We start from the raw sequence: 24,703 nt of genomic DNA on the forward strand, positions 1-24,703 counted from the left end.
TAAACCTGTTTTTGGGAAAGGACACTCGATGGATTCAACTCGGTATACCCGTGGGCAAGAGGCGTTGGCCAGAATTCATGGCCACATTGGTCAGGGAGTAATGGATGCCCTAGGCGATTTTGCCCCCGATTTTGCGCGATTCACTATTGAGTTTCCCTACGGCGATATTTGCTCCCGCGAGGGTTTGTTACCCAAAGAAAGGCAGATTGCCACGATCGCGTCCCTAGTCACCCTTGGCAATGCACCTACCGTTTTAAAGGCCCACATTCAAGGCGCGTTAAATGTGGGCTGCACCCGAAACGAAGTTGTCGAAGTCATCATGCACATGTCGGTTTATGCAGGCTTCCCCGCTGCGATCAATGCAATGTTGGTTGCTAGAGATGTATTTGCAGAACTGGATCTCAACCAACAGGCCTAAAGAATAATTCAGTAATCTGGAAGGACTAATGAGCGCTGAAGTGCAGCCTAACCAATGACAGCTAAAGTTTAAGTGAATTGAATTTGAGACATTGTTGCTAATTCCCGCTGATGGCACAGGTTTTAGTCGTTACCGGCGGCAGTCGGGGCATTGGCGCTGCTACGGCCCGTTTAGCTGCCGAGCGGGGGTATGCGGTCTGCATCAACTATCTCCACAATGCGGCGGCGGCTAGGGAGGTGGTTGACGCGATCGCCCAGGCGGGCGGGCAGGCGATCGCCGTCGCCGCCGACATTTCCCGAGAAGACGACGTGCTGCGCCTCTTTCAAACGGTGGATGAGCAGTTGGGTACGCTGACGGCCCTGGTAAATAACGCCGGAATTTTGGAGCAGCAGCGGCGGGTAGACGAACTCGATGCCGCCCGGCTCAACCGCGTCTTTGCCGCTAACGTCACCAGCAGCTTTCTCTGCGCGCGCGAAGCCGTGAAGCGCATGTCAACGAAGTACGGCGGGGCGGGTGGGGCGATCGTCAACGTGTCATCGGTGGCGGCGCGGCTGGGGTCGCCGGGGGAATATGTGGATTACGCCGCGTCTAAGGGTGCGATCGACAGCCTGACCATTGGCCTCGCTAAGGAAGTGGCCGCCGAGGGCATTCGCGTCAATGCAGTGCGCCCCGGATTTATCTATACCGATATTCACGCCAGCGGCGGCGAGCCCGATCGCATCGAGCGGGTAAAGTCGGCTGTGCCCATGCAGCGAGGCGGGCAGGCGGTAGAAGTGGCCAACGCCATTCTCTGGCTGCTTTCGGCAGAGGCATCCTACACCACCGGATCATTTATCGATATCGCGGGCGGCAAGTGAGCCAGAAATCTCTCGATCAACTTGCCCTATTCCCCCGCACAAAAGTTGGGTAGATGGGGTAAGTTTAGGCCTGTGGTTTGGCCTTCCTCGGTTATGGGTTTTAAACGTTTTTTTACCGGACTTTGCCTGGGCGTTGTACTCAGCGTGTGTCTTTCTTGTTCCCAGCGGGCGCTGCTCTCTGAAACCCCTGCTCCAGCGGCTCCCACTGCTGAAGCTGAGGTCATATCTCCCAATGAAGCCCGTGAGGGTGCAGTCACAGCAGTGGCTCCAGCCCCGCCAGAGCTATCTGCCGAAGCCCAGGCGATCGTGGCCAGCGTTGCCGGTGGGCTAGCCAATCCGCCGCGCAAAGATGTGCGCCTGGTGGCGATTAGTGACCTCAATAGCGCCTACGGCTCAACCGACTACGACCCTGAAGTCGATCAGGCGATCGCCCTGTTACCCTTCTGGCAGCCCGACCTGGTGATGTGCGGTGGCGATATGGTGGCGGGACAAAGTCCATCCCTCACAGCACCTCAAATTCAAGCTATGTGGCAGGCATTCGACGACCACGTAGCAGCGCCCCTGCGCCAACAATCTGTGCCTTTTGGCTTTACCATCGGCAACCACGACGCCTCGGGTGCCAGAGGCCCCAACAACCAATTTCTGTTTCAGCAAGAGCGCGATCTGGCCACAGCCTACTGGACGGCCCCAGAACACAGCCCTGGGGTGAACTTTATCGATCGCACCGATTTTCCCTTCTATTACACCTTTGAGCAGCAGGGGATTTTCTTCATGGCCTGGGATGGCTCGTCGAGCCGCCTACCCGAGGAAAAGCTAGCCTGGGTGGAGCAAGCCTTAGCCAGCGACGCCGCTCAGCAGGCCAAGGCCCGCATTTTGCTCAGCCACCTGCCCCTCTACGGCATCGCGGTAGGGCGCGACAAACCCGGCGAAGTGCTCGACAACGCCGACCAGCTACGGGCCATGCTAGAGCGCTATAACGTGCACACCTACATCAGCGGCCACCAGCACGCCTACTATCCGGGCCACCGAGGCAACCTCCAGCTGTTGCACACCGGCCTTTTGGGGTCTGGGCCGCGCGCCCTAATCGACAGCAGTTTGCCGCCGGGGAAGGTGCTGACGGTGATCGACGTTGACTTTGCCGACCCAGAGTTGACCACTTACACCAGCTACGACATGCAAACTCTGCGCACCATTGAGTACGCAGAACTACCTCGGTTTTTGGCGGGCCACAACGGCATTGTGCTGCGGCGAGATATCAGCTACGACGAGCTGGCCCCCGACGAAAGATCCTTTTGTGAACAGCGGTTGGGCCAGGGGCTTTGCACTGGGCAATTCCCTTTCCCTAGGCTCAAGACCTACGCTACCTAGCCACCGTTTAGCTCCAGGAGTAGGTCTGGGCAACGGCATATTTTGTGCTAGTCTGATAAAAATTACGGACAACTATGCCCGAATTTTTCTGTCTGTATATACTTCGTACTGACAGCTAACCATAACGACTCTGCCTGGAGCAATGGGAGGTGGCTCGACCGCTCCGGGGCAATCTAGAACAGTCTGTGAGTTCAACAACCTGTTGTCTGATTCGTTAGTGCATGCCCAAGGAGTATAGAAGCGATTCCGTATGACTCAAGTCGTTGTAGGTGAAAACGAAGGCATTGAATCGGCCCTGCGCCGCTTTAAGCGGCAGGTCTCCAAAGCCGGGGTTTTTTCAGAAGTTAAGCGTCGTCGCCACTTCGAGACGCCCCAAGAAAAGCAAAAGCGCAAAGCCGTCGCGCGCCGCAAAAAGCGCTTCCGTTAAGCCCCAGCTCGTGTAAGACACGGGTAAGGCAACTGCAATAAAAGAGGGATGCTGCTAGTCAGCATCCCTCTTTTATTGTGGGCTGTAGGGGTGGGCTAGTCGTCGGCGTTGGCAGTGACCAGAGTGAGCAGCGGGCCAACTTGCTCTTGGCCACTCACCGCCAAGTCGCTGTGGCAGAGCACGACGCGATCGCTGACTCGTCCCAGCAGATCGCGCACAATGCGCTCGGGGCGATCGCGGTGCAGCGTTTCAATATCCTCAGTAGTCCAGGGGCGGCCCCGGTACGATCCTAGAAACAGCGGATAGCCAAACAGCAGATTGTCGGTACCGGCCAGCCAGCGAGGGGATCCGGCATCGATCCAAAAGTGCCAGCGGTGGCGCAGGCGTTGCAGGCGGTACTGGTACACCGTGGCGATGGTGATTACCTGGGCCGACTCCACGGGGTAGGGGTTGGCGGTCACGGTACCTTGGCGCAGCAGCAGAATAAACCGCTCCAGGGAATTGCGGATCGGTTCTGCTGGTTTGTTGACCAGCATGGGCGTTACCTGGCGCAGGCGCTCGTCTACCGCCCAGTAGTGCTGGGCGGTTTCCATTAGCTCTCGCAGGGCGGCAAGCTGGTCGGCGGGCAGGTGACTACCACCCCAGTAAAAGGCTTGGATGGCGCGATCGAGCACGCTCAGCACCCCCGGAGTCAAGCGCTGCTGGCGCTGCTGGCGCTGCTGCTCGATCCACTGGCGCAGGCGGCTGTAGGCTTCGGTGGCCTTGTAGCCGAGGCGATCCCAGCGATCGAAGCGCTCTACCGGCAACAGTTCGGGCTGCTCTAGGCTGGGTTCAAAGCAATGATCAACCAGCAACTCGGCCCGCACCGGGTCAATCTGCACCGCCTCAAACCAGGGGCCAACCTCTGGAGCCTGGGGAATCTGGCTCAGCACCACCAGCATTTCGGCTACCTCCTCGGCGGTAGCCAGCCGTCCCAGGCCGGAATACACAAAGGTGAGCAGGGTGAGCAGCGATCGCACCAGGGGCGAGTGAATCACGGGCCGCTGATCGCTGAGGGAAGCCACGGGCAGCCCGCGATCGCTAAGAATTTCAGCTAGGGTGTAGCGGGCGATCGCATCCAAACCCGGCCCAATAATCGCAATGTCTTGGGGAGCTGCTCCCCCATTCACCACCTCGACCACTCGCTCCGCCGTTTGACGCAGCAGTTCTCCCCGCGACACCGTTTGCAGGGTTTCAAAACACGGTAGCGGTTCCGGCAGCGCCAGAGGATCCATCACCCACTCCACCACCTGGTTGCCCCACTGATAGGCCAAGGAGTCGGTTGCTGGGGTGGTCTGATCAGTCACCTGGCAGCGATCCCGGAGCTGTTCGAGGGCATCAGGATCTGCCCCTAGCCCCATCCGCACCTTGCCGTGGCGGTTCCAGGTCATGGCCACGGGCCGCCCGGCGTCGATAAACACCTGAAGCCACTGGGCGGCGATCGCCGGGTATTCATCCAAGTCATCGGCAAATATGCCGCCGTAGCGGGCCAGCAGCTTCTCTTGGTAGAGAGGGTGGGGCAGCAGATGCCGCCAGTAAAGCTCGGTCATCACCCCATAGGTGAGCAGACCTCGCGCCAGGCACCAGTCGCGCCAGGCTACCAGTGCTTGACCGATCGCCCGCCACACCGCTTCGGGGGCAAACCCTGGGGGAATGCCCTCGGGCAGCAGCACGGGCAGATCTTCAGCGCGAATACCCCCAGCAGCGGCTAGCTGCAAAAAGTCGAGCGATCGCCGCACGATTTGGGCCTCTAGCCAGCCCTCCACCGCCATCGTGCCGTCTAATATTTGCTGTCGCCAATGCTCGGCGGCCAATTCCTGCTCATTCTCGGGCCGCAGCCGCAGTGGAAACTGGGGCGACAGGCCCAGCGTGGCCACTAGCAGCGGCCAAAACAGCGTCACCTCATCTTGAATAAATCCGTTGGGCGTGGTCGTGACCGCCGCCACGCCGGGGGCGATATCTCCTAGCCGCGCGGCCAGTCGCAGACGGTTGTCGCCGTTAGCCGCAAAGATTAGGTGGCTTTGGCCGGGTTCCAGCAGCGTCGCCGCATCTGGGCGCAGCTGCTCTAGCAGCCAGGTGGTCTTGCCGCTGCCCGTCGCACCCTCAAGCCACTGGGGCGAGTTTGCCATGCCAACCCGAGGTAAACGCTATGCCTACTCTACCCCGACTCCAGATACAAGACAGCCGAGGCAGTTAACTACCTCGGCTACCGTTAAAACTGGTTTGCTACATTGCAAACGCGACTTAGGAAACAGAGACCGCCACTACCAACAGCCCACCCACCAGAGCGAGAGCGAGACCACCCAAAATCAAATAATTGCGCTTTTGGGTAGAGCTTGGGGGCTCAGCCTCATACATCTTGGGCTCAGTGGCAAAGTTGTTGAGGCGACCGCCCTCTTCGGTGGTGTAAGGCATAGCTATAATCCTTCTTAAAACTTGACTAACCTTAAAAGAAGGTTACCTGAATACTGCCCTTCTGGATACCCTTCGACTGACGGGGATCGCTCTATGACGCTAAGCTCCCGTTGCTAGAGGCTGGCGCGGCACAAGGTTTAAAGGCAGCGGTTGACCCACAGTCGGGGCCAGCACCCGGGTTGAAAGTCCCTGGGCCGCGATCGCCGCCTCAAGCGCTTGGGAATCCCCCACCGTCTTGAGCCAGTTGATCAGCATGCCGCTATAGGTAACCTCGCCCGCATCAGCGGTGGGCAGCACCACCTGGGGGCGCAGCCAGTCCACCAGTTCTAAAGCCCCCTTCTGCCCGCGAATGATCGGCCCCACCACGGGCAGCGCTAGATCGATCACCGGAGTGATCACGACATCCACCGGCCCTTCTGCCTTGAGCTCGGGCCGGTGAAAGCCGTGGGGTTCATAAAACAAAGAGGCTCCGGCTTCGCCGCCTGAAATATCGCGCAGAATATAGCCATTTTCAACCACCAGCGGCCCCACAGGAGAACCGGGGAGCGCTTTAATCGTCACCTGTTGATTGAGGGTAAAGGTTTCGCCATGGCCAAGGGCGGTGACTTGGCTGTAGCCGAGCCCCTCTGCCACCTTCGCCGCACTGGGCGAGCCCACGACCGGAACGGCGCGATCGAGGGCCTTAAGGGTGGGGGGATGGGCGTGGTCTTCTAATCCCTGGCTCAGCAAGATCAGGTCAATCGCCTCAGGCAGCGGCTGAGGTTGGGGATGCTCTCCCTTAAACAGCCAAGTTTGCTGACCAAACACTAGCTCTCCCACCAGCCAGGGGTCGACCAAAATGCGCTGCCCCCCCATGGTAATCAACCAAGAGTTGCTGTCGAGCCAGGTGACTTCCATCGCACAATTCTCTGTAGATCGCTATATCACTCAGTGTAACGGATTCTTTACAAAGCCATAGCTAATGAGCTGAGGCGCGGCAAGCGGCAGGAGAAACGGAGCCGAAAAAGCCTTCAAGCTAAGATCACGCTTTAGGATCACTAAGCACTGGCCTGCAAACAATCGTCGAAATTGTGCAAATGCTCTGATCCCCGTATAATCCATCTTGGTTTAAGAGATAACGTTTGCTATCATTGCTCCTCGCCAATTTTGCCATGCCCCGTCTCCCGCTCAAGCCCTACACCGTGCTGATTACGGCAACTGGCAAATCGTCTATTACCCTCAGGTTGCGCCCGGTGCCGCTGCTGGTCGGGCTAGCGGTGCTGGTCGGGCTACCCCTCACCTGGATTAGCCTACTGCTCTACCAAAACGTGCAGCTAGCCCAACGCAACCAAAATTTGTCGGAAACCGCCAGTGAAGTCCTCACCGAGCTAGACGCCATTGGCAACGAGATTGAGGTGCTCAAAAATCGGGCGGGTCTGCCCGACCAAAGCAATGAAAATACCCGCATTCTCGATTCCGAAGCAAAGATTCCCCCGCGCGGCGGCGTAGCTGAGGCTGCCCCAGCCGAGGTCATGTTTGATGAAGCCCGCCGCCAGTTGCCCAGTCTGGAGGTCATGCTGGCGCGGGCGGTCAAGCCAGCCCTAGAGCAAACCTTGGAATCTGAAGCTGAGCAGGCGGCGGCCTTTCCCAGTGGCAAACCGATCGCAGGCGAACCATCGATTTCTTCAGAGTTTGGGCTGCGCCCCAACCCCTTTGGCCAACGGAGTTACGAAATGCACGAGGGCATCGACTTCGAAGGGCCGGTGGGTAAGCCTATTTTGGCCACCGCTGAAGGTGTGGTGGTGCGGGCCGACTACAACGGCGGCTATGGCAACCATGTCAGACTCGACCACGGCTATAACTACGAAACTCTCTATGGCCACCTGTCAAAGCTGGAGGTCAAAATTGGCGATCGCGTCAAACGGGGCGACATCGTGGGCTATTTGGGCAGCACCGGGCGCTCCTCTGGCCCCCACCTGCACTACAGCGTCTATCGCAACGGTCAAGCCGTGAATCCTCGCTATTATTTGAAGCTGGCGGAAACGAATCAGGAAACTAAATAGTAGGATCGGTAAAACTACCTGGGCCGACACCGGCATTACCGATCTATGGGCAACACCTTTGGGGATTTATTTCGCATCACCACCTTTGGCGAATCCCACGGCGGTGGGGTGGGGGTGGTCATCGATGGCTGCCCGCCCCGCCTAGAGATTTCCGCTGAGGAAATTCAGGCCGAACTCGATCGCCGTCGCCCCGGTCAGAGCAAAATTACCACCCCTCGCAAAGAGAGCGATCGCTGCGAAATTCTCTCCGGCGTCTTTGAGGGCAAAACCCTGGGCACACCCATCTCTATTCTGGTGCGCAACGAAAATACCCGCCCCCAGGACTACAGCGAGATGGTCACCGCCTATCGCCCCTCCCACGCCGATGCCACCTACGACGCCAAGTACGGCCTGCGCAACTACCAGGGGGGCGGGCGATCCTCAGCGAGGGAAACCATTGGCCGGGTGGCGGCAGGGGCGATCGCCAAAAAGATCCTCCACCAGGTCGCGGGCACTGAAATCCTGGGCTACGTCAAGCGCATTCAAGACCTGGAGGGCAGCGTGGATCCCAGCACCGTCACCCTAGAGCAGGTCGAGAGCAATATCGTCCGCTGCCCCGACCCCGTCGCCGCCGAGCAGATGGTCGACCGCATCGAAGCCATCCGCGACCAGGGCGACTCCATTGGCGGTGTGGTCGAGTGCGTGGCGCGCGGTGTCAAAGTGGGGCTAGGTTCCCCCGTATTTGACAAGCTCGAAGCCGATCTGGCCAAGGCCGTCATGTCGCTGCCCGCCAGCAAGGGCTTCGAAATTGGCTCTGGGTTCGCGGGCACTCTGCTCACCGGCAGCGAACACAACGACGAGTTCTACACCGACGAGGCGGGCACCCTGCGCACCCGCACCAACCGCTCCGGCGGCACCCAGGGGGGCATCTCCAACGGCGAAAACATCATCATTCGCGTCGCCTTTAAGCCCACGGCCACCATTCGCAAAGCCCAAAACACCGTCACTAACACCGGCGAAGCCACCGTGCTAGAGGCGCGGGGCCGCCACGACCCCTGCGTGCTGCCCCGCGCCGTGCCCATGGTCGAAGCCATGGTGGCCCTGGTGCTGTGCGATCACCTGCTGCGCCACCATGGCCAGTGCGAGCTGTTTTAAGTCAGGGCTATCCCCAACCATGAAAATTACCGGCCTTGACCAGGTACCCGAGGAGTCGGTCTCTCACAACCCGGCGATTAAAAAGCGGGTGCTGCTGCGGAGGGATGACTTGCCCCACCTGACCAACTTTGCCCAGGCTCGCTTTGCCCCTGGCCAGATTGCCAACGGCCACAGCCACGCCGACATGGCCGAGGTGTTCTTTGTCGAGGCGGGCGCTGGCACCATTACCGTTGAGGGTCAGGCCTATCCACTGGCTCCCGGCGTCTGTGTTGCGATCGAGCCCGGCGAACACCACGAAATCGCCAACACCAGCACCCAAGAACTCGTCCTCACCTACTTTGGCCTTCGCCTTTAGCCATCGCCCTTTATCTACTAAACTCACCCAGCCCTCATTTTTCTGCGGATCCTGCCGCAAACACTCGCCCAATCACCTCCTCCACTGGCGGATCGCTGACGGTCAAATCCTGCACGTCTAAATCTCCTAGCAGCTGAGCGACAGTTTGAGTTAGGGTATCGCGATGCACAATCAGCCGGGCGGTGCAGCCCTCCAGGCTTTCTAATTCACCGTAGCGGCTCAGGGTCGCCGCATCGCAGCCCGTGGCCAGATCTACGGTGACTTCTCGGTAGGGGGCGAAGCGATCGAGCAGCCCCTCTAGGCTGCCGTCATAGATTAACCGCCCTTGGTAGATCAGCAGCACGCGACGACACAGGGCCGTAATATCGGCCATGTAGTGGCTGGTGAGCAAAATGGTGGCTTCGTAGCGCCGATTGTAGTCGCGCAAAAATTCTCGCACCGCCACCTGGGCATTGACGTCTAGCCCTAGGGTCGGCTCATCTAAAAATAGAACGCGGGGACGGTGCAGCAGAGCCGCCATCATTTCGGCCTTCATGCGCTCACCGAGGGATAGCTTGCGCACCGGCTGAGACAGCTTTCCCTGCAGGGCCAGCATCTCGGTGAGTTCGTCAATTCGATAGCGGAATTCTTTGTCAGAAAGACCATATATAGCGCCATTAATCCGCAGCGAATCCAGGGCTGGCAAGTCCCACAGGAGCTGCTGCTTTTGCCCCATGACCAGGGTAATATCCTGCAAAAACTCAGTGCGCCGCTGAAAGGGCACCTGGTCGCCGACCCGCACGGTGCCGCTAGAGGGGTGGATGAGCCCAGTGAGCATTTTGAGAGTGGTGGTTTTGCCCGCACCATTGGGCCCCAAGAATCCTACTACCTCTCCCGGGTCGATGTGGAAGGAGATAGACTGCACTGCGTCTACCAGACGGTACTGACGACGCCAGAAATGCCTCAGCGTGCCCCCTAACCCAGGCTCTTTGATAGCGATGGGATAGCGCTTGCTGAGCTGATTGACATCAATGGTGGGCATAGCGAAACGGCGAATAGAGCAGTTAGCCCCCAGGGCGGGGGCTATGGCTTTCACTTTACCGCTAACCTCCTGCGACAGCTGAGCGATCGCTAGCCACATAGCCAGTAGCGAGTTTACGCAGCCTGTCTATCCCTGAGCTGAGCGCGTCCCAACTCCCGCTCTCCCAACGGCGAGCACAACAAGGCAGCCTAACTAATAGTTGGTCAAGCAAAGGTAGCAGATCGGCGAGGGTTCAGGGGTCAAGGTCATGAACTACCTTGAACGTAACACCTTAAACCCTGAACCCTCAGCTACTAGAGTCTGTCACTATCAGCCTGGTCAAATCCTAGACCTAGCCCACGACCCGGCGCAAAAAGTGCAGGCGCTCGTTGAGCCCCATGGTGTTGATGCGGGCAAGCAGCGCCTTGGTTGTAGCCGAACCATCTTGGCAGGCGGTTAAGGGCAGTCGGTTGGCGGGCATGAGGTTAAACAGGCGGTGCCAGAAGGCCAGCTTCATATTCCCGTTGAGGTTTTGGTAAGCCTGGCTGAACCGGGTATCGGCCCCAGCGAGAATATCACGCAAGATGGCCGACTGGTCGTTGCGATCGACCTGCTGAATCTGGCCAAGTAGCTGCTGCACCGCCTGGGAAAAGAGCGCCACCGGGGCGATCGCCGCAAAGGCCTGCCCCAGAGTGTCATAGATCTGCCAAAGCACGGCAATCTTGCAGTCTACATCGACCGATTCAAACGATTCAACGGCTTGCTCAAACTGAAGACGAACATCTATAGCGGTCATGGCAGGTGTCCTGTAAGGGCTTGTTATGGGGTGAGATAACAATGCGGCAGAACAGGTAAGGGCTCTGTCGCACAGATCGCTGGAGAAAAGAGTTTAGCTTTGGCTAGCCAAAGCTAAAGCAGTGGTTTTAAAGGGTCAGAGCAGAAAAAAGAAGAAGGAGCCGTGTCAATTTAGCAGGGTTTATCGTCTATTAATATTGATCCCTGAGGTTTTTGAATACGGGGTATTTCTTCCAAGTTTCTTTTGATTTAAAGCATAGCTAGAGTTGATGGCTGCGCCCACCCTCCCAAAGAGAGGAAAATTTTGACTATTTAGAGGATTGTTGCTGAGCCGGGGTCATTGTCTTTTAATATTTAGTTACACAGACAGGGTGCCGTTCCGGCAGCGGTAGCGTCTTCAGGGCTAATCTGGCTCAGGCCATTACTTGGAGTACTGTTCTCTAGAGTTATGAGGGCAATCTTGATGTTTAAACGCAAAGCGGCTCCGCCATTGACCTATTTGAGTCAAAAAACTGAGTTTGAAGGGGTGCTCCACGCCGAGGGTATGCTGCGGGTTGATGGCGTGATTCACGGCACCGTAGATGTCAACGGTGACCTTGAGATTTCCTCTACAGGGTTGATCGAAGGCCCTGAAGTGAAGGCCCAAAACATCATGGTGCAGGGCGTGCTGAAGGCCCGAGTCTTTGCCGAAGGCAAGCTCACCCTCAGCCGTACTGCTCGTCTAGAAGGCGATGTAATGGCCGGAGCCCTAGAAATAGAACCGGGTGCCTACTACACCGGATATATAGAGACTCGAGATGCTAAGTCGCTCCCACCAGTGCGTGAGGTACCCGAGCTTTACGGCACCACTGAGCTTTAGCTCAATTAGCGCGCGACTAACAGTTGGGGCGCTGCTAGTCGCCCATGAGCCAGGTAGTAAATACCAGGGCTATGCCCCCCAGCAGCCAGGGTGAAGGCGCTAATAGCTGGCCTAGGTGGGTAAGGCTGTTGACTACATGGGCGATCGCCCATGTAGTCAACACACCGATGATCAACATCACAAGTTCCATCGCTGGTGCCCCCTGCGGTCATTACTAGATACGCTGCTTATATTGAACTGGTGTCAATGGAGACAGTTTCAACTTCTGTCTATTATGGCTGCCGGTCGCGGCGGTTACCGACCACCATAGAGTTAAACCGTAGGAGGCTGGGGCCATGACCATTAAGCATCAACGTCGTGGGGCACTGGCGCTATCAGTAGGGCTTGCCGTGGGTCTGACATCAGCGCTGCCCACCCTGGCCCAGCAGGCCAACTTTGAATCGTTCACGCTGTCTGGGGCCACTCCAGCCGCCAGCGTTAGCGGCTTTACCAACGGAATTTCTGCGCTATCTAATATTGCTGGGCGCGATCGCAACGGCACCATTTGCGCTGGGTTTGCCGACACCGCCCCCGACCACATCATGGTATTGCAGCAAGACTTCGCCACCCTCACCCTTCAGGTCAACAGCGGCGGCAATGACACCAGCCTGCTCATTCAAGGGCCGGATGGCACCGTGCGCTGTGGCGACGACACCGATCGCCGCAACCCCGATGCCTTAGTCCAAGACCAAAATTGGCCAACGGGTACCTACAGCATTTGGGTAGGCTCTCACCAGCAGGGTCAGCGCTACAACTATTCTCTCAGCGCCAAGCCCTAGGGCTTGCTCGCATTCACTAGCCCTAGGCCGTAATGCCGACCTAGAGTAATCCACACCAGCGAAGGGTGTTGGTCAAGGACGTGGCCACGTTAGGATAGGGAAGCTGCAGTTAACTCCATTGCCTGTGCTCACCACCCTGATTGCCGATTTTCGCATCGTCTTCGAGCGTGACCCAGCGGCCCGCAACTGGCTAGAGGTGCTCACCTGCTATCCTGGCCTCCACGCCCTAGGACTGCACCGTTTCAGTCATTGGCTTTGGAACCTGGGCCTGCCCGTGGTGCCCCGCATCATCTCTCACCTGGCACGGTTCCTGACCGGCATCGAAATTCACCCAGGGGCCACCATCGGCAAGGGCGTTTTCATCGACCACGGCATGGGGGTGGTGATTGGTGAAACCGCCATCGTTGGCGACTACGCCCTGATCTACCAGGGTGTCACCTTAGGGGGTACTGGCAAGGAAGTCGGCAAGCGCCACCCCACGCTAGGCAACAACGTGGTTGTTGGAGCCGGTGCCAAAGTACTGGGCAATATTTATCTCGGACACAACGTGCGCATCGGCGCTGGCTCGGTGGTACTGCGAGAGGTGCCCTCCGACTGCACGGTGGTCGGTGTGCCTGGGCGCATCGTGTATCGAGCTGGAGAGCGTGTAGAACCCTTAGAGCATGGCCGCCTACCCGACTCCGAAGCCCAGGTGATTCGCGCCCTGCTCGATCGCATTGAAGCATTGGAAAAAGAAGTTCAATCCCTGGGGCAAGTGCGCCGAGACCCTGTCTTAGTGGGCGCGGTTCGCTCCCAAGACGGGGTTTACTGCCGCTTGCAAGACCGCGTCCTCGAAGAATTCCTAGATGGCAGCGGTATTTAACTCAAGTATCCCTAATATTCCAAGACGAAAGTGCTTTTGAACATCACGCAGGCCCGGCATCATAACGCTAGGCCTGCGTGATGTTTATTTTGGATCCAGCCTCTGTCACAAAACGTACTCCGTAATAGCGCTGAGAAAATGTCCGCTGACTAACCCCAATGTAAGGAATTGCTTACAAAATCTAGCGATCGAAACAGTAGATTTGCCCGAGTAATAGTTGATCCAACTGGGACAAATCACACTGAGGGCAGTCTCGAAAAGCCACACGATTGTTTCTATAAGAAAGAAAATATAAAGAAAGAGGGTAGTTTATTTGTTCTAGTAAATCAATTTTGATGGCGATCGCTCTTAGTTCTAGGGAGGGTGTTTTGGTTGCAGCTTAAGCATTTCAGCCGATTCAATCGTTTCTCCCAAAGTTAGGGTGGTACATCACCTAGCATTGCAGTTAAAATTGAAAAGCCATGGCGACGCCGATGTATTTCTCCAGATAGAGGCGGCGGCGACCTGGGCCAACAGCACCAAGTCAGTGTCGTAAACGTCTAGGTGGCTAGACACTTATCACTGGGTTCTCCAAAAATAGATCCGCACTTTTTCGGAACTGTGGGCATCTATCTAACGGAGCTGTTAATCTGATCACAGTCTTTGTCTTTCAATTTTAAGGAGCACGAGGATCGCGGCATGACCCAAGCAAATCATCTGCTCGGCACCATCAACCCTGAAACTGAACTCGATCTACTGATCGACGGTAATGATAGTGACGAGAATTTTGTTGCCCAAGATGACGAGGCCGGCGCCGATGACAAAGCGCCGAAGGGGAAGGTAACCCGCCGCCGAGCTCAAACCAAAAAGCGCCACTACACCGAAGACTCTATTCGTCTCTATCTGCAAGAGATTGGCCGAATTCGCCTACTGCGGGCCGAAGAAGAAATTGAGCTAGCCCGCAAGATCGCCGACCTGCTCAAGCTAGAGCGCCTTCACGACGAGCTGTTTGACTCTTTAGAGCGCGATCCCTCGGATATTGAGTGGGCCGCTGCCGTCAGCCAAGACGAAGGCAAAGACTATACCCTAGCCAGCTTCCGCCACCGTCTGCACATTGGTCGCCGCGCCAAAGACAAAATGGTGCAGTCAAACCTGCGTCTGGTGGTGTCGATCGCCAAAAAGTACATGAACCGTGGTCTCTCCTTCCAAGACCTAATTCAGGAAGGCAGTCTGGGCCTGATTCGCGCCGCTGAGAAGTTTGACCACGAAAAGGGCTACAAGTTCTCGACCTACGCCACCTGGTGGATTCGTCAGGCCATCACCCGAGCGATCGCCGATCAGTCCCGCACCATTCGCCTGCCGGTGCACCTCTACGAGACCATCTCTCGCATCAAAAAGACCACCAAGCTACTCTCTCAAGAACTAGGCCGCAAGCCCACCGAAGAAGAAATCGCCACTCGCATGGAAATGACCATCGAGAAGCTGCGGTTTATTGCCAAGTCGGCCCAGTTACCTATTTCCCTTGAGACTCCCATCGGTAAAGAAGAAGATTCTCGCCTGGGCGATTTCATCGAATCGGACGGCGAAACCCCTGAAGATCAAGTCTCCAAAAGCCTCCTTCGGGAAGACCTGGAAAGCGTTTTGGGCACCCTTAGCCCCCGTGAACGGGATGTGCTACGCCTGCGCTACGGCCTCGACGATGGTCGGATGAAAACCCTGGAAGAAATTGGCCAGATTTTCAACGTTACCCGCGAGCGCATTCGCCAGATTGAAGCCAAGGCTCTGCGCAAGCTGCGCCACCCTAATCGCAACAGCATCTTGAAAGAGTACATTCGCTAGGGTCAACCTGACTTCAGTCCTTTGGTTGAAGGATTAGAGCAATACTGAACGAAACCCACGGAAAAAAGGCTGCCTATAGGCAGCCTTTTTTATTGGCACGGCAACCGCTGCTCTAGGCAGGCTAGTTCTAAGTTGGCACTGGCCACAGATGGCTGTTGCTCTTAAGGTGTGCTGACTTAAAGTGGAATAATTGTCCTCCGGTGCGGCATTAGTACTGACTTACCCAGAGGTTTGTTGATAGAGTAGACAGATTGTCGCCCAGTTGGTACACTTGTTCCATGATCCAACGCCGTGGCTAAATCCCTATGGAATCTTTAACAACTGCCCAACAGGAGCTCTACGACTGGTTAGTTGAGTACATCCGGGCTAATCAGCACTCCCCCTCCATTCGCCAAATGATGCGGGCGATGAACCTGCGTTCTCCTGCACCCATTCAAAGCCGCCTAGAACACCTCAAGAACAAGGGCTACATTGAGTGGAGCGAAGGGAAAGCACGCACGATTCGCGTTCGGGACAAGGTTCGTGGTGTGCCCATTCTTGGCACTATTGCCGCTGGTTTCGTCAACGAGGCATTTACCGATACCGTCGAGCGTCTCGATCTAAATGGGCTACCCATTCAGTCTGGTGACTATGCCCTCAAGGTTACCGGAGACAGCATGATCGAGGCCATGATTCAGGATGGGGATGTGGTCATTATGCGTCCGGTAAAAGATCCCCAGGGCATCCGTGAGGGGACTATTGTCGCAGCTCGGGTTGAGAGCGGCACTACCCTCAAATCATTTCACCGTGAGGGCAACCAGGTACATCTCAAACCTGCCAACCCTAAGTACCCGGTGATGGAGTTTCCAGCAGATCTCGTAGACGTACAGGGTCGGCTAGTGGCCGTGTGGCGCGGCATCGATCCAGACTTTACCGTCTGACATTCTTCCAATGACTAATGCTCCTGGCCGCTGTTGTTAACCACAACAGCGGTTTTTTAATGATTAGCAGTGGGGTTATTCGAGCGGTTGTCTGCGGCAGGGCAGCTTCGGAGTCTGGCTCCGGTTCTGCCACGGGCGGGTGGTTGAGGCAGTACAAGCATTGCTCTAATGTCTCTCGTACCGACTCGTGGGTGTATTGATCATCGGAGTGAGGGGGCTGCCCAGGCTGCTGGAAGTGGGGGCGACTATCGTAAATTTGGCCCCAGGTAACGTCGGTTTGGCGCACCAGTTCGTAGAGGGTTACGGGCGATCGCAGCACCGTTACCAGCAAATCCTTTACCGCTTCAGCAGGGTGCCCCACGTGTTGACTGAGGCGGTGCTCATCGTCCACTAGCCACTGCTCCAGCACTCGATGCAGAGCGCCAGGGCCATCCACCAAGGATTCTTTTAGCGCTTGCTGGGCACCATGTTTAGCCTGCACAAGCCGCGGAATGGGCGATTCCCCTTTCATGAAGTTGCCCGCCTCTTGGCCAATGGCGTCAGCCAGGGTAAACGGACGACTGAGACGCAATTCTTGCTGAATATCGGGGATGTCGTCTTGGGAGGCAGGGGTCATGGAATAGGGCTACAAGGAGCTAGGGTAAGTGCTTTTGCAGACGCTGAATAGTCTTATACAGTTCGGGCAGACGACGGTACACCGCTGAGGCCTTGAGAGAGATTTTGTGGGGTAGAGCCGGCGAGCCGGTCACAATTTCGCCGGGGGCGACGTCACCATGGATGCCGGCTTTAGCGGTGGCGATCGCGCCCTCACCAATTACGGCCTGGTTGGCAATGCCTACCTGGCCCGCCAAAATTACCCGGTTGCCGATGGTGACGCCCCCGGCCATGCCCACCTGGCCGGCCATCACTACTCCCTCGCCCACCTGGCAGCCGTGGGCAATATGAACCATATTGTCAAGCTTGGTGCCGCGCCCCACGCGAGTCGTGCCTACGGCAGGGCGATCGATGGTAGAGTTGCTGCCCACCCGCACGCCGTCATCGATGACGACAATGCCTGACTGCTCCATTTTTTCCCACCCGTGGGGAGTGGGCACAAAGCCGAACCCCTCGGCCCCAATCACTGCGCCGCTGTGGATGGCGCAGTCGGCTCCAATCTGAGTACGCTCATGGATGGTGCAGTTGGCGTGAAGCACGGTGCGATCGCCCACCCGCACCTGGGGATAAATCACCACGTTGGGGTGAACGCAGACCCCCTCTCCCAAGCAGACTCCCGCTTGAATTACCGCGTTGGCCCCAATGGAGACATTGTCGCCATAGGTGGCCGTTGGATCAATTACGGCGGTGGGGTGAATGCCGGGGGCAGGCTGGTAGGGCGTATAGAACAGCGCAATGGCCCGCGCAAAGGCCAGGCGCGGGTCAGGGGTGCTGAGCCAAGCGATGCCGCGTTCGGTAGCCTTGGCCTGCAACACAGGATTCTGAGGCAAAATCAGGGCGTCAGCCTGGGTAGTACCGACAAAATTGGCGAACTTGTCTCCCTCAATGTAGCTCAGCAGGCCGACCGAGGCTTGGTCAACGGCTGCCACGCCAGCGATCTCGGGATCGTGGCCGGGGTTGGCAGTCAGACTAGAGGCAACGGTAATCTGAATTTTGTCGGCAATGGTGCTGAACTTCATAGGAGCTGAGAGAAATGCAGTAAAACCAATCTGGCTTTTACGCTACCAGAAATGCGACGCATTCTACGTGGGGGGTCTGGGGAAAGAAGTCAGCGGGTTGGGCTTTGGTCAGACTATAGCCGCCCTCTTCCCGCAGAATTTTGAGGTCACGCGCCAGGGTGGCAGGGTCACAGCTCATGTAGACGATTCGGGGTGGACGAAGTTCGATCAGAGCATCGAGCACGGAGCGATCGCAGCCCTTACGGGGCGGATCAAGCACGACTATATCCAGTGGATCGCTCAGGCTAGCGGCTGCCTCAACCAGCAATGCACCGACATCTCCAGCACGAAATTCGACATTGTCGATGCCGTTGAGCCCTGCGTTGGCCAAGCCCTGAGCTACAGCTTCTGCTTGAACCTCTAGGCCCATCACCCGCTTGGCCTGTTGAGCCAGGGGCAGCGTCAAGGTACCCACCCCGCAGTAGGCGTCGATAACGGTTTCGCTGCCGGTGAGCTGTAGCTCGTTCAAAATAATCTGCAACACCTGCTCAGCCTGCTCGGTGTTGACCTGAAAGAACGTGGTGGCGTGAATGCGAAACCGCAGTCCGGCAAACAGTTCTTCGATGTAGGGCACACCGTCAATTACCAGGGTTTCGGCCCCAAAAATGGCGTTGGTCTTGTCGGGGTTGAGGTTGACACACACGCCGACGAGGTCGGGGTAACGCTCGCGCCACTCCTGGGCCTGCAATTCTATGTCTTTAAGATTAGGCGCTGTGGAGACCAGAGTGAGCAGCATCTGCCCGGTGCGGCGGCCCACCCGTAGCGACAGGTGGCGCAGCCTGCCCTGGTGCTTGCTCTCGGTATAGATTGACCAGCCCCGCTCCTGAATATCGCGCTTGATCTCGGCCAGCAGCGGGTTCAGGCGCTCGTCCTGCACGGGGCACTGGTTGAGGTTGACCAGTTTGTGGGTGCCCTGGCGAAAGTAGCCGGCCTTGACCTGGCCTTCGGGCGATCGCCCCAGGGGATAGGTCGCCTTGTTGCGGTAGCCCAAGGGAGCTTCAGACGCTAAAATCGGCATCACCTTGGGATTTTCAAAGCCACCTAGACGCGTAAAGGCGTCGAGCACCTGCTGCTGTTTAGCCGCTAGCTGGGATGGGTAGTTAATAGACTGCCACTGACAACCACCACACTTGTCAGCCACAATGCAGGCCGCTCGAATGCGATCGGGTGACGGGGTCAGCAACTGCCGTACCTTGGCCCGACCAAAGGTAGGCTTGGCCTGCACCAACCGCGCCCGCACCAGGTCGCCAGGTACGGTGTCGGGCACAAATACCACCCGATCCTGCCAACGGCCAATGCCGTCACCGCTGCTACTCAGGTCAGTAATCTCCAGATCAAGGGTTTCCCCCTGTTGCCACTGGTCCATGGCCGTGCTCCTGCTGTGCTGCTCATCTGCCTATCGACTGTAGCAAGGGAAACGACCGATGGGGTGACCCGTGACCTAACGAAACCCAACATGTTGGCTAGAAAATAGAGGGAGAGCCCGACGGTGAACGATCTGAGCTCTAGGGAATAAGGTTTACCGCGGCACCCTGAACCCAGCACTTTCACCTAACCCGGTGGACGTAAGCGAGTTTTTGCCTAATCTTCGTCGCGCAAAGCCTCTATGGTTTCAGCACTGAGTAGAGGTTTAAGCTGCGCCTGCACGGTTTCCGGTTGATTCCCCCAAAGCATTTTACAAAAGGCACTTTTGCCCTGCTGGCTGGCCTGGTTAAAGACGCTGGCCAATTTTTCACAGTTGGTGGTATCGCCCATGGTGAAACCTGTCAAATGGTGATGTCAGCATACCGGCTCAAGGCCGCTGTCGCATGTCCCTTAAAAGTAAGAAATAAAATGCCGTCCCCCAAGGAGAACGGCATTTCCAACAGCAGATGATTTACACCAGTGTTTTGCTCTTAGCGTCTAGCTCTCAGCGGAGATCAGCTCTCGACGCTGCTCAGACTGGATAACGACCTTGCCGGTGTCGTCCACATCGACGGTAGCCGTGTCGCCATCGCCCAAACGACCCGAGAGAATCTCTTCGGCGAGGGTGTCTTCGAGCAGTCGCATAATCGCCCGACGCAGCGGTCGCGCCCCGTAGCTGGGGTTGTAACCCTCTTCCACCAGGCGCTCTTTGAAGCGCTCGGTGACCTGGAGGTGAATGTTCTTCTCGGTAAGTCGACCGAACACCTCCTTGAGCAGGATGTCGGAGATCTCTTTGACCTCGTCTTTGGTGAGCTGACGGAAGACGATGATCTCGTCAAGGCGGTTGAGGAACTCAGGGCGGAAGTACTGCTTGAGTTCTTCGTTCACCAGAGAGCGAATGCGGTTGTATTGCGACTCGGCCTGGTCTTGCTCAAACTCGAAGCCGAGGCCACCGCCACCCTTCTCGATGACTTTAGAACCAATGTTGGAAGTCATGATCAGCAGGGTGTTCTTAAAGTCGACCGTGCGACCTTTAGCATCGGTCAGGCGACCGTCTTCTAGAATTTGCAGCAGCATGTTGAAGACGTCGGGGTGGGCCTTCTCAATTTCGTCAAATAGCACCACGGTGTAGGGCCGACGACGCACGGCTTCGGTCAGCTGACCGCCCTCGTTGTAGCCGACATAGCCCGGAGGCGAGCCAATCAGTTTGGAAACCGTGTGGCGCTCCATAAACTCGGACATATCCAGACGGATCATGGAGTCTTCGGAGCCGAAGAAGTAGGCGGCCAGAGACTTAGCAAGCTCAGTTTTACCAACCCCGGTGGGGCCAGAGAACACGAAGCTGGCGATCGGTCGGTTGGGGTTTTTAAGGCCAACTCGGGCACGACGAATGGCGCGGGAAATGGCCCTCACTGCTTCGTCCTGGCCAATTAGCCGCTGGTGCAGGGTATCTTCCATGTGCAGCAGCTTCTCAGACTCAGATTCGGTGAGTTTGCTCACCGGCACCCCAGTCCAGGAGGCGACGATGTGGGCGATGTCTTCTTCGCCCACCACGGGCATGTCTTCACCGCCAGCATCTTCATTAACCTTGTTCTGGGCGATCGCCCGGATCTCGGCCTTGATTTCCATCTCGCGATCGCGCAGTTCCCCAGCCTTGTCAAAGTCCTGGGAACGCACAGCGTTGTCCTTGTCTTTGAGCACTTGGCGCAGTTCGCGATCGAGCTCCTTCGCCGCCGGAGGTAGTTGGGAATTGAGTAGACGAACGCGGGAGCCCGCCTCGTCGATCAAGTCGATGGCCTTGTCGGGCAAGAAGCGATCGGCGATATAGCGATCCGACAGCTTGGCGGCTGCCTCCAGGGCATCGTCGGAAATCTTCAGCTTGTGGTGCTGCTCATAGCGATCGCGCAGACCGTGCAGGATCTCGATAGTCTCATCCACGCTAGGTTCGCCCACCATCACCGGCTGGAAGCGGCGCTCAAGGGCGGCGTCGCGCTCGATGTGCTTGCGGTACTCATCTAGGGTGGTGGCCCCGATGCACTGAAGCTCGCCCCGCGCTAGGGCAGGCTTGAGAATGTTCGCAGCGTCGATCGCCCCCTCAGCAGCGCCCGCCCCGATCAGGGTGTGAACCTCATCAATCACCAGGATGACATTGCCCGCTGTGCGGATCTCATCCATGATTTTTTTCAGGCGCTCTTCAAACTCGCCTCGGTACTTGGTACCGGCCACCAGCAGGCCAATATCCAGGGTAACCACGCGGCGGTCTTCGAGAATGTCAGGCACGTCACCGTTGCCAATGCGCTGGGCCAAGCCCTCGGCGATCGCGGTTTTGCCCACGCCAGGCTCGCCAATTAGCACCGGGTTGTTCTTTGTGCGGCGACCCAGGATTTGGATGACGCGCTCAATTTCCTTCTGCCGTCCCACCACCGGATCGAGCTTGCCGTCGGCGGCCATTTGGGTCAGGTTAGAGCCAAACTCATCTAGAGTGGGGGTCTTGGTGCGCCCACCACTGCTCCCGGCAGACACCTCTGCCGTTTCACCCAGCATGCGAATCACCTGGGTACGCACCTTGGATAGGTCAACGCCCAGATTTTCGAGAACGCGGGCCGCGACCCCCTCGCCTTCGCGGATCAGTCCCAGGAGCAGATGCTCGGTACCAATGTAGTTGTGGCCGAGCTGACGGGCCTCTTCCAGGGAGAGTTCAAGCACACGCTTGGCTCGGGGGGTAAAGGGAATTTCAACGGCCACAAAGCCGGAGCCACGACCAATGATCTTTTCAACTTCAATGCGCGCATCCTTGAGGTTGACGCCCATTGACTTTAAGACCTTGGCGGCTACGCCCGTGCCTTCTCCAATTAACCCCAGGAGAATCTGCTCGGTACCCACAAAGTTGTGGCCGAGCCGACGAGCTTCCTCCTGAGCCAGCATGATGACCTTGATTGCTTTTTCTGTGAAGCGTTCAAACATGATGGTATTAATCACCTGGTGCGTGCCGGATAGGCAAATTCTAGCACAGCGATTTTTGTCAGTTGTGCCCTACTAAACAGGCGGTTTACCGCGCTTCCTTCAACTACTCCTTTGGGCTTAGAAATTAGTCGGGATCGCCAACTGTCAATAGATTGAGTTTGCAAAAAATGTAAATTTTCTCAACTTTTAAGGTTCGGTTTTAGGTTCGGTTGAGGGGCAATTTTTTGTTTGTTATCTGCCATCCTTGCCGTCCAAGGCGATCGCTTACGGCACTACGTTGCTGCTGGAGTTGATCGCGAAATTCAGCGGTTTTAAGGGATTTTTGCCACAGAACCAGGGCATCTTCGCCGTCGGCGTAGTAGCGACGCCGTCGGCCTAAAGTCTCGAACCCAAAGCTCTCATAAAGAGCTAGGGCGCGGCTATTAGAGGGGCGCACTTCTAAGGTGGCGCGGGTGAGCGCGCGCTCACTCGCATCCGTCAGCAAATTCACTAGCAGCCATTTCCCCAACCCCCGCCGCTGGTAACGGGGATCGACCGCCAGTACAGTAATGTGGGCCTCATCCAAAATCGCCCAGTAACAGCCGAGGCCAAGGAGATCGGGTTCATCACTGGGGTCTAGACTTGGTACTGGCTTGGATTCAGCACCTTCTGAACCCAAGGCCGTTTTCAGGGCAGCCATCGACGCTGTCGATAGATCGGCCTGATTCTCCTGGATACTATGAGGTTGATGCACCAGCATCAGCAGACAGCTGTTGGGGCTATCTAGCTCGCGCCCGTAGCCCTCTGCTGACCACAGCCCCCCCAGGGTGCGCTGGTCAAGGGCCACCAGGGCAGCAATGTCGTCGTGGCACGGAGCCTGGCAAGAGAGGTAGCCCACCAACTTTACGGCTTTTAATTTCTGGGGCAAGAAAACTGGCACAGCCCTTAATTGTACACTGGGGGTTGGGGTCAGGGGCGCAATGGGCAAAGACTGGTTGAGTCGGGCGATCGCCAGTTCAAGCTTCCAGCAGTCTCAAATTAATCCTCGAACAACGTTTTTCTGTGAGCGCAACGTCTATGGTTTCGACTTCTCCCCTATCGGCCTCGATCGCCGATAGCCGCCAGTACCTCCCCCCCGCCAACCCCGAAGGAACGCTGTCTCCTAACCAGCAGCTATTGCCCCTGACCGCCACCACCACACCGGACGACCATCTCAGCGTCGGCGGCTGCGACGTAGTAGACTTGGTCGAGCGCTTTGGTACGCCTCTATATATTCTCGACGACCACACCCTGCGCACGGCCTGCCGCCAATATCGCCAAGGGTTTGAGCGCTACTACCCCGGCGAGGCGCTGGTGATCTACGCGTCGAAAGCCTGGAACTGCCTGGCGGTGTGTGCCATTGTCACCGATGAGGGACTGGGGATTGATGTGGTGTCGGCGGGCGAATTGCTCACAGCCACCGGAGCCGGAGCCGACTGCGATCGCATCTACTTCCACGGCAACAACAAGTCCTTTGAAGAGCTGACTCTAGCGGTCGAGGTGGGCTGCCGGGTTGTAGTCGATAACTGGTTAGAACTCAAGACCCTAGGTGAGCTGGCCACACGCGAAGGCAAAACCGTGCCGATTTTGCTGCGGGTCACCCCCGGCATTGAGTGCCACACCCACGAATACATCCGCACCGGCCACCTCGACAGCAAGTTTGGCTTCGACCCCGACCAGATCGAATCGGTATTTGAGTTCCTGGCGAGCCAGCCCCAACTCCAGTGTTTGGGAGTCCATGCCCACATTGGCTCGCAGATTTTTGAGCTAAACCCCCACACCGACCTGGGGGCCGTTATGGCTCAGTGGGTGGTGACGGCCCAGCGCTACGGGCTCACCCTAACGGAACTCGATGTGGGCGGTGGTCTGGGCATTCGCTACACCGAGGGCGATGACCCACCGAGCATTGACACCTGGGTAAAGACCGTGTGCGAAAGCGTGATCGCAGCCTGTGCAGCTCACGATATTCCGCTGCCCAAGCTGCTGTGTGAACCGGGGCGATCGCTGATTGGCTCTGCCTGCGTCACCGCCTACCGAGTCGGCAGCCAAAAGGTGATCCCCGGCCTGCGCACCTACGCGGCCATTGACGGCGGCATGTCCGACAACCCCCGCCCCATCACTTATCAGTCGGTGTATCGGGCGCTGGTGGCCAACCGCATGACGGCCCCCCTGGCCGAAACCGTAACCCTAGCCGGTAAGCACTGCGAGTCTGGCGATATTCTAATTAAGGATGCGGCCCTGCCCGAGTTGAAGAGCGGCGATGTGGTTACTATTGCGGGCACGGGTGCCTACAATTACAGCATGGCTTCGAACTACAACCGGGTGCCTCGGCCTGCGGCGGTGCTGGTGGCCGACGGCGATGCCACCCTCATCATTCGCCGCGAAACTGTGGCGGATCTGCTTCGGCAAGACTGTCTGCCCGAAACCATCAGGCCGAAAGCAAAGTCTACCTAGTCAGCTAACCGTTGCTAGTCTTGG

26 protein-coding genes are annotated in these 24,703 nt (G+C 57.4%); 14 read left to right on the forward strand and 12 right to left on the reverse strand.

Going from position 1 to position 24,703, the window contains the following annotated elements; translation table 11 throughout:
- The first annotated feature begins 28 nt into the window (after positions 1-28).
- The 4 genes from H6G07_RS01455 (at position 29) to rpsU (ending at position 3,070) form a co-directional block, all read left to right on the forward strand.
- The gene (locus H6G07_RS01455) at positions 29-418 is read left to right on the forward strand and encodes a carboxymuconolactone decarboxylase family protein (RefSeq protein ID WP_073606754.1); all 390 of its coding nucleotides are present in this window, start codon (positions 29-31) and stop codon (positions 416-418) included.
- 110 nt (positions 419-528) lie between these two features.
- Positions 529-1,275: an SDR family oxidoreductase gene (locus H6G07_RS01460; RefSeq protein WP_073606753.1), complete on the forward strand. Its 747-nt coding sequence runs from the start codon at positions 529-531 to the stop codon at positions 1,273-1,275.
- 93 nt (positions 1,276-1,368) lie between these two features.
- Positions 1,369-2,643 (forward strand): metallophosphoesterase family protein, encoded by a 1,275-nt coding sequence (locus tag H6G07_RS01465; RefSeq protein WP_073606752.1) that lies wholly within the window; start codon positions 1,369-1,371, stop codon positions 2,641-2,643.
- A gap of 250 nt (positions 2,644-2,893) precedes the next feature.
- The gene (gene rpsU / locus H6G07_RS01470; protein WP_073606751.1) at positions 2,894-3,070 is read left to right on the forward strand and encodes a 30S ribosomal protein S21; all 177 of its coding nucleotides are present in this window, start codon (positions 2,894-2,896) and stop codon (positions 3,068-3,070) included.
- 95 nt (positions 3,071-3,165) lie between these two features.
- Here rpsU and H6G07_RS01475 read toward each other — a convergent pair whose 3' ends face one another.
- The 3 genes from H6G07_RS01475 to H6G07_RS01485 all read right to left on the reverse strand — a co-directional run bounded on the left by H6G07_RS01475 (position 3,166) and on the right by H6G07_RS01485 (position 6,421).
- On the reverse strand, positions 3,166-5,238 hold the full coding sequence (locus H6G07_RS01475) for a PD-(D/E)XK nuclease family protein (RefSeq protein WP_073606750.1): 2,073 nt from the start codon (positions 5,236-5,238) through the stop codon (positions 3,166-3,168).
- 115 nt (positions 5,239-5,353) lie between these two features.
- Entirely contained in the window at positions 5,354-5,524 is a 171-nt protein-coding gene (gene psb34, locus H6G07_RS01480) for a photosystem II assembly protein Psb34 (RefSeq protein WP_139296894.1), read from the reverse strand.
- Positions 5,525-5,623: 99 nt separating this feature from the next.
- The gene (locus tag H6G07_RS01485) at positions 5,624-6,421 is read right to left on the reverse strand and encodes an MBL fold metallo-hydrolase (RefSeq protein WP_073606749.1); all 798 of its coding nucleotides are present in this window, start codon (positions 6,419-6,421) and stop codon (positions 5,624-5,626) included.
- A gap of 254 nt (positions 6,422-6,675) precedes the next feature.
- Here H6G07_RS01485 and H6G07_RS01490 point away from each other — a divergent pair, with 254 nt between their 5' ends.
- Genes H6G07_RS01490 through H6G07_RS01500 form a run of 3 tightly spaced genes read left to right on the forward strand, consistent with a single transcriptional unit; the run spans position 6,676 to position 9,055 of the window.
- A complete protein-coding gene (locus tag H6G07_RS01490; protein ID WP_073607047.1) occupies positions 6,676-7,566 on the forward strand; it encodes a M23 family metallopeptidase in 891 nt (296 codons plus the stop codon).
- Between the two features lie 45 nt (positions 7,567-7,611).
- Entirely contained in the window at positions 7,612-8,700 is a 1,089-nt protein-coding gene (aroC, locus tag H6G07_RS01495; RefSeq protein ID WP_073606748.1) for a chorismate synthase, read from the forward strand.
- Positions 8,701-8,719: 19 nt separating this feature from the next.
- The gene (locus H6G07_RS01500; protein WP_073606747.1) at positions 8,720-9,055 is read left to right on the forward strand and encodes a cupin domain-containing protein; all 336 of its coding nucleotides are present in this window, start codon (positions 8,720-8,722) and stop codon (positions 9,053-9,055) included.
- Positions 9,056-9,089: 34 nt separating this feature from the next.
- On the opposite strand, the gene H6G07_RS01505 is transcribed toward H6G07_RS01500, so the two are convergent.
- Together H6G07_RS01505 and H6G07_RS01510 are read right to left on the reverse strand one after the other, a co-directional pair.
- On the reverse strand, positions 9,090-10,076 hold the full coding sequence (locus H6G07_RS01505; RefSeq protein WP_073607046.1) for an ABC transporter ATP-binding protein: 987 nt from the start codon (positions 10,074-10,076) through the stop codon (positions 9,090-9,092).
- Positions 10,077-10,407: 331 nt separating this feature from the next.
- Positions 10,408-10,851, reverse strand: coding sequence for an orange carotenoid protein N-terminal domain-containing protein (locus H6G07_RS01510; RefSeq protein WP_073606746.1), 444 nt, complete (start codon positions 10,849-10,851; stop codon positions 10,408-10,410).
- 462 nt (positions 10,852-11,313) lie between these two features.
- On the opposite strand from H6G07_RS01510, the gene H6G07_RS01515 reads away from it, so the two are divergent.
- Complete coding sequence (locus H6G07_RS01515) at positions 11,314-11,709, forward strand: bactofilin family protein (RefSeq protein ID WP_073606745.1); 396 nt, start codon at positions 11,314-11,316, stop codon at positions 11,707-11,709.
- A 34-nt stretch (positions 11,710-11,743) separates the two neighbouring features.
- Here the strand turns inward: H6G07_RS01515 and H6G07_RS01520 are convergent, their stop codons facing one another.
- Positions 11,744-11,899, reverse strand: a complete 156-nt coding sequence (locus H6G07_RS01520; protein WP_171972936.1) for a hypothetical protein — start codon at positions 11,897-11,899, stop codon at positions 11,744-11,746.
- A gap of 145 nt (positions 11,900-12,044) precedes the next feature.
- Between H6G07_RS01520 and H6G07_RS01525 the strand changes: the two genes are divergently transcribed.
- The 4 genes from H6G07_RS01525 (at position 12,045) to lexA (ending at position 16,127) form a co-directional block, all read left to right on the forward strand.
- Complete coding sequence (locus tag H6G07_RS01525; RefSeq protein ID WP_073606744.1) at positions 12,045-12,527, forward strand: hypothetical protein; 483 nt, start codon at positions 12,045-12,047, stop codon at positions 12,525-12,527.
- Between the two features lie 124 nt (positions 12,528-12,651).
- The gene (gene cysE, locus H6G07_RS01530; protein ID WP_073607045.1) at positions 12,652-13,389 is read left to right on the forward strand and encodes a serine O-acetyltransferase; all 738 of its coding nucleotides are present in this window, start codon (positions 12,652-12,654) and stop codon (positions 13,387-13,389) included.
- Positions 13,390-14,067: 678 nt separating this feature from the next.
- Positions 14,068-15,207 (forward strand): RNA polymerase sigma factor RpoD, encoded by a 1,140-nt coding sequence (gene rpoD / locus H6G07_RS01535; RefSeq protein WP_073606743.1) that lies wholly within the window; start codon positions 14,068-14,070, stop codon positions 15,205-15,207.
- Positions 15,208-15,512: 305 nt separating this feature from the next.
- A complete protein-coding gene (gene lexA / locus H6G07_RS01540) occupies positions 15,513-16,127 on the forward strand; it encodes a transcriptional repressor LexA (RefSeq protein ID WP_073606742.1) in 615 nt (204 codons plus the stop codon).
- Here lexA and H6G07_RS01545 read toward each other — a convergent pair.
- From H6G07_RS01545 to rimI, 6 genes are all read right to left on the reverse strand, one after another.
- Complete coding sequence (locus tag H6G07_RS01545; RefSeq protein ID WP_190740674.1) at positions 16,117-16,743, reverse strand: hypothetical protein; 627 nt, start codon at positions 16,741-16,743, stop codon at positions 16,117-16,119. The genes lexA and H6G07_RS01545 overlap by 11 nt on opposite strands.
- Positions 16,744-16,762: 19 nt before the next feature.
- Entirely contained in the window at positions 16,763-17,800 is a 1,038-nt protein-coding gene (gene lpxD / locus H6G07_RS01550) for a UDP-3-O-(3-hydroxymyristoyl)glucosamine N-acyltransferase (RefSeq protein ID WP_073606741.1), read from the reverse strand.
- A 37-nt stretch (positions 17,801-17,837) separates the two neighbouring features.
- Entirely contained in the window at positions 17,838-19,205 is a 1,368-nt protein-coding gene (rlmD, locus tag H6G07_RS01555) for a 23S rRNA (uracil(1939)-C(5))-methyltransferase RlmD (RefSeq protein ID WP_073606740.1), read from the reverse strand.
- Between the two features lie 215 nt (positions 19,206-19,420).
- Positions 19,421-19,594 (reverse strand): hypothetical protein, encoded by a 174-nt coding sequence (locus tag H6G07_RS01560; protein ID WP_171972935.1) that lies wholly within the window; start codon positions 19,592-19,594, stop codon positions 19,421-19,423.
- 147 nt (positions 19,595-19,741) lie between these two features.
- A complete protein-coding gene (locus H6G07_RS01565) occupies positions 19,742-22,207 on the reverse strand; it encodes an ATP-dependent Clp protease ATP-binding subunit (protein WP_073607044.1) in 2,466 nt (821 codons plus the stop codon).
- Between the two features lie 199 nt (positions 22,208-22,406).
- A complete protein-coding gene (rimI, locus tag H6G07_RS01570) occupies positions 22,407-23,084 on the reverse strand; it encodes a ribosomal protein S18-alanine N-acetyltransferase (protein WP_073607043.1) in 678 nt (225 codons plus the stop codon).
- An 82-nt stretch (positions 23,085-23,166) separates the two neighbouring features.
- On the opposite strand from rimI, the gene H6G07_RS01575 reads away from it, so the two are divergent.
- On the forward strand, positions 23,167-23,304 hold the full coding sequence (locus tag H6G07_RS01575) for a hypothetical protein (protein WP_171972934.1): 138 nt from the start codon (positions 23,167-23,169) through the stop codon (positions 23,302-23,304).
- Positions 23,264-24,679, forward strand: a complete 1,416-nt coding sequence (gene lysA, locus H6G07_RS01580) for a diaminopimelate decarboxylase (protein WP_073606739.1) — start codon at positions 23,264-23,266, stop codon at positions 24,677-24,679. The genes H6G07_RS01575 and lysA overlap by 41 nt, the downstream gene beginning before the upstream one ends.
- Positions 24,680-24,703: the final 24 nt, after the last annotated feature.

The sequence above is a fragment of the Phormidium tenue FACHB-1052 genome (assembly GCF_014696675.1).
Taxonomy (GTDB): domain Bacteria; phylum Cyanobacteriota; class Cyanobacteriia; order Phormidesmidales; family Phormidesmidaceae; genus Nodosilinea; species Nodosilinea tenuis_A.

Excerpts from the sequence above, each read along its gene's own strand:
- H6G07_RS01455 (WP_073606754.1), top strand. The coding sequence starts at position 29 with ATGGATTCAACTCGGTATACCCGTGGGCAAGAGGCGTTGGCCAGAATT.
- H6G07_RS01460 (WP_073606753.1), top strand. The coding sequence starts at position 529 with ATGGCACAGGTTTTAGTCGTTACCGGCGGCAGTCGGGGCATTGGCGCT.
- H6G07_RS01465 (WP_073606752.1), top strand. The coding sequence starts at position 1,369 with ATGGGTTTTAAACGTTTTTTTACCGGACTTTGCCTGGGCGTTGTACTC.
- rpsU (WP_073606751.1), top strand. The coding sequence starts at position 2,894 with ATGACTCAAGTCGTTGTAGGTGAAAACGAAGGCATTGAATCGGCCCTG.
- H6G07_RS01475 (WP_073606750.1), bottom strand. The coding sequence starts at position 5,238 with ATGGCAAACTCGCCCCAGTGGCTTGAGGGTGCGACGGGCAGCGGCAAG.
- psb34 (WP_139296894.1), bottom strand. The coding sequence starts at position 5,524 with ATGCCTTACACCACCGAAGAGGGCGGTCGCCTCAACAACTTTGCCACT.
- H6G07_RS01485 (WP_073606749.1), bottom strand. The coding sequence starts at position 6,421 with ATGGAAGTCACCTGGCTCGACAGCAACTCTTGGTTGATTACCATGGGG.
- H6G07_RS01490 (WP_073607047.1), top strand. The coding sequence starts at position 6,676 with ATGCCCCGTCTCCCGCTCAAGCCCTACACCGTGCTGATTACGGCAACT.
- aroC (WP_073606748.1), top strand. The coding sequence starts at position 7,612 with ATGGGCAACACCTTTGGGGATTTATTTCGCATCACCACCTTTGGCGAA.
- H6G07_RS01500 (WP_073606747.1), top strand. The coding sequence starts at position 8,720 with ATGAAAATTACCGGCCTTGACCAGGTACCCGAGGAGTCGGTCTCTCAC.
- H6G07_RS01505 (WP_073607046.1), bottom strand. The coding sequence starts at position 10,076 with ATGCCCACCATTGATGTCAATCAGCTCAGCAAGCGCTATCCCATCGCT.
- H6G07_RS01510 (WP_073606746.1), bottom strand. The coding sequence starts at position 10,851 with ATGACCGCTATAGATGTTCGTCTTCAGTTTGAGCAAGCCGTTGAATCG.
- H6G07_RS01515 (WP_073606745.1), top strand. The coding sequence starts at position 11,314 with ATGTTTAAACGCAAAGCGGCTCCGCCATTGACCTATTTGAGTCAAAAA.
- H6G07_RS01520 (WP_171972936.1), bottom strand. The coding sequence starts at position 11,899 with ATGGAACTTGTGATGTTGATCATCGGTGTGTTGACTACATGGGCGATC.
- H6G07_RS01525 (WP_073606744.1), top strand. The coding sequence starts at position 12,045 with ATGACCATTAAGCATCAACGTCGTGGGGCACTGGCGCTATCAGTAGGG.
- rpoD (WP_073606743.1), top strand. The coding sequence starts at position 14,068 with ATGACCCAAGCAAATCATCTGCTCGGCACCATCAACCCTGAAACTGAA.
- lexA (WP_073606742.1), top strand. The coding sequence starts at position 15,513 with ATGGAATCTTTAACAACTGCCCAACAGGAGCTCTACGACTGGTTAGTT.
- H6G07_RS01545 (WP_190740674.1), bottom strand. The coding sequence starts at position 16,743 with ATGACCCCTGCCTCCCAAGACGACATCCCCGATATTCAGCAAGAATTG.
- lpxD (WP_073606741.1), bottom strand. The coding sequence starts at position 17,800 with ATGAAGTTCAGCACCATTGCCGACAAAATTCAGATTACCGTTGCCTCT.
- rlmD (WP_073606740.1), bottom strand. The coding sequence starts at position 19,205 with ATGGACCAGTGGCAACAGGGGGAAACCCTTGATCTGGAGATTACTGAC.
- H6G07_RS01560 (WP_171972935.1), bottom strand. The coding sequence starts at position 19,594 with ATGGGCGATACCACCAACTGTGAAAAATTGGCCAGCGTCTTTAACCAG.
- H6G07_RS01565 (WP_073607044.1), bottom strand. The coding sequence starts at position 22,207 with ATGTTTGAACGCTTCACAGAAAAAGCAATCAAGGTCATCATGCTGGCT.
- H6G07_RS01575 (WP_171972934.1), top strand. The coding sequence starts at position 23,167 with ATGGGCAAAGACTGGTTGAGTCGGGCGATCGCCAGTTCAAGCTTCCAG.
- lysA (WP_073606739.1), top strand. The coding sequence starts at position 23,264 with ATGGTTTCGACTTCTCCCCTATCGGCCTCGATCGCCGATAGCCGCCAG.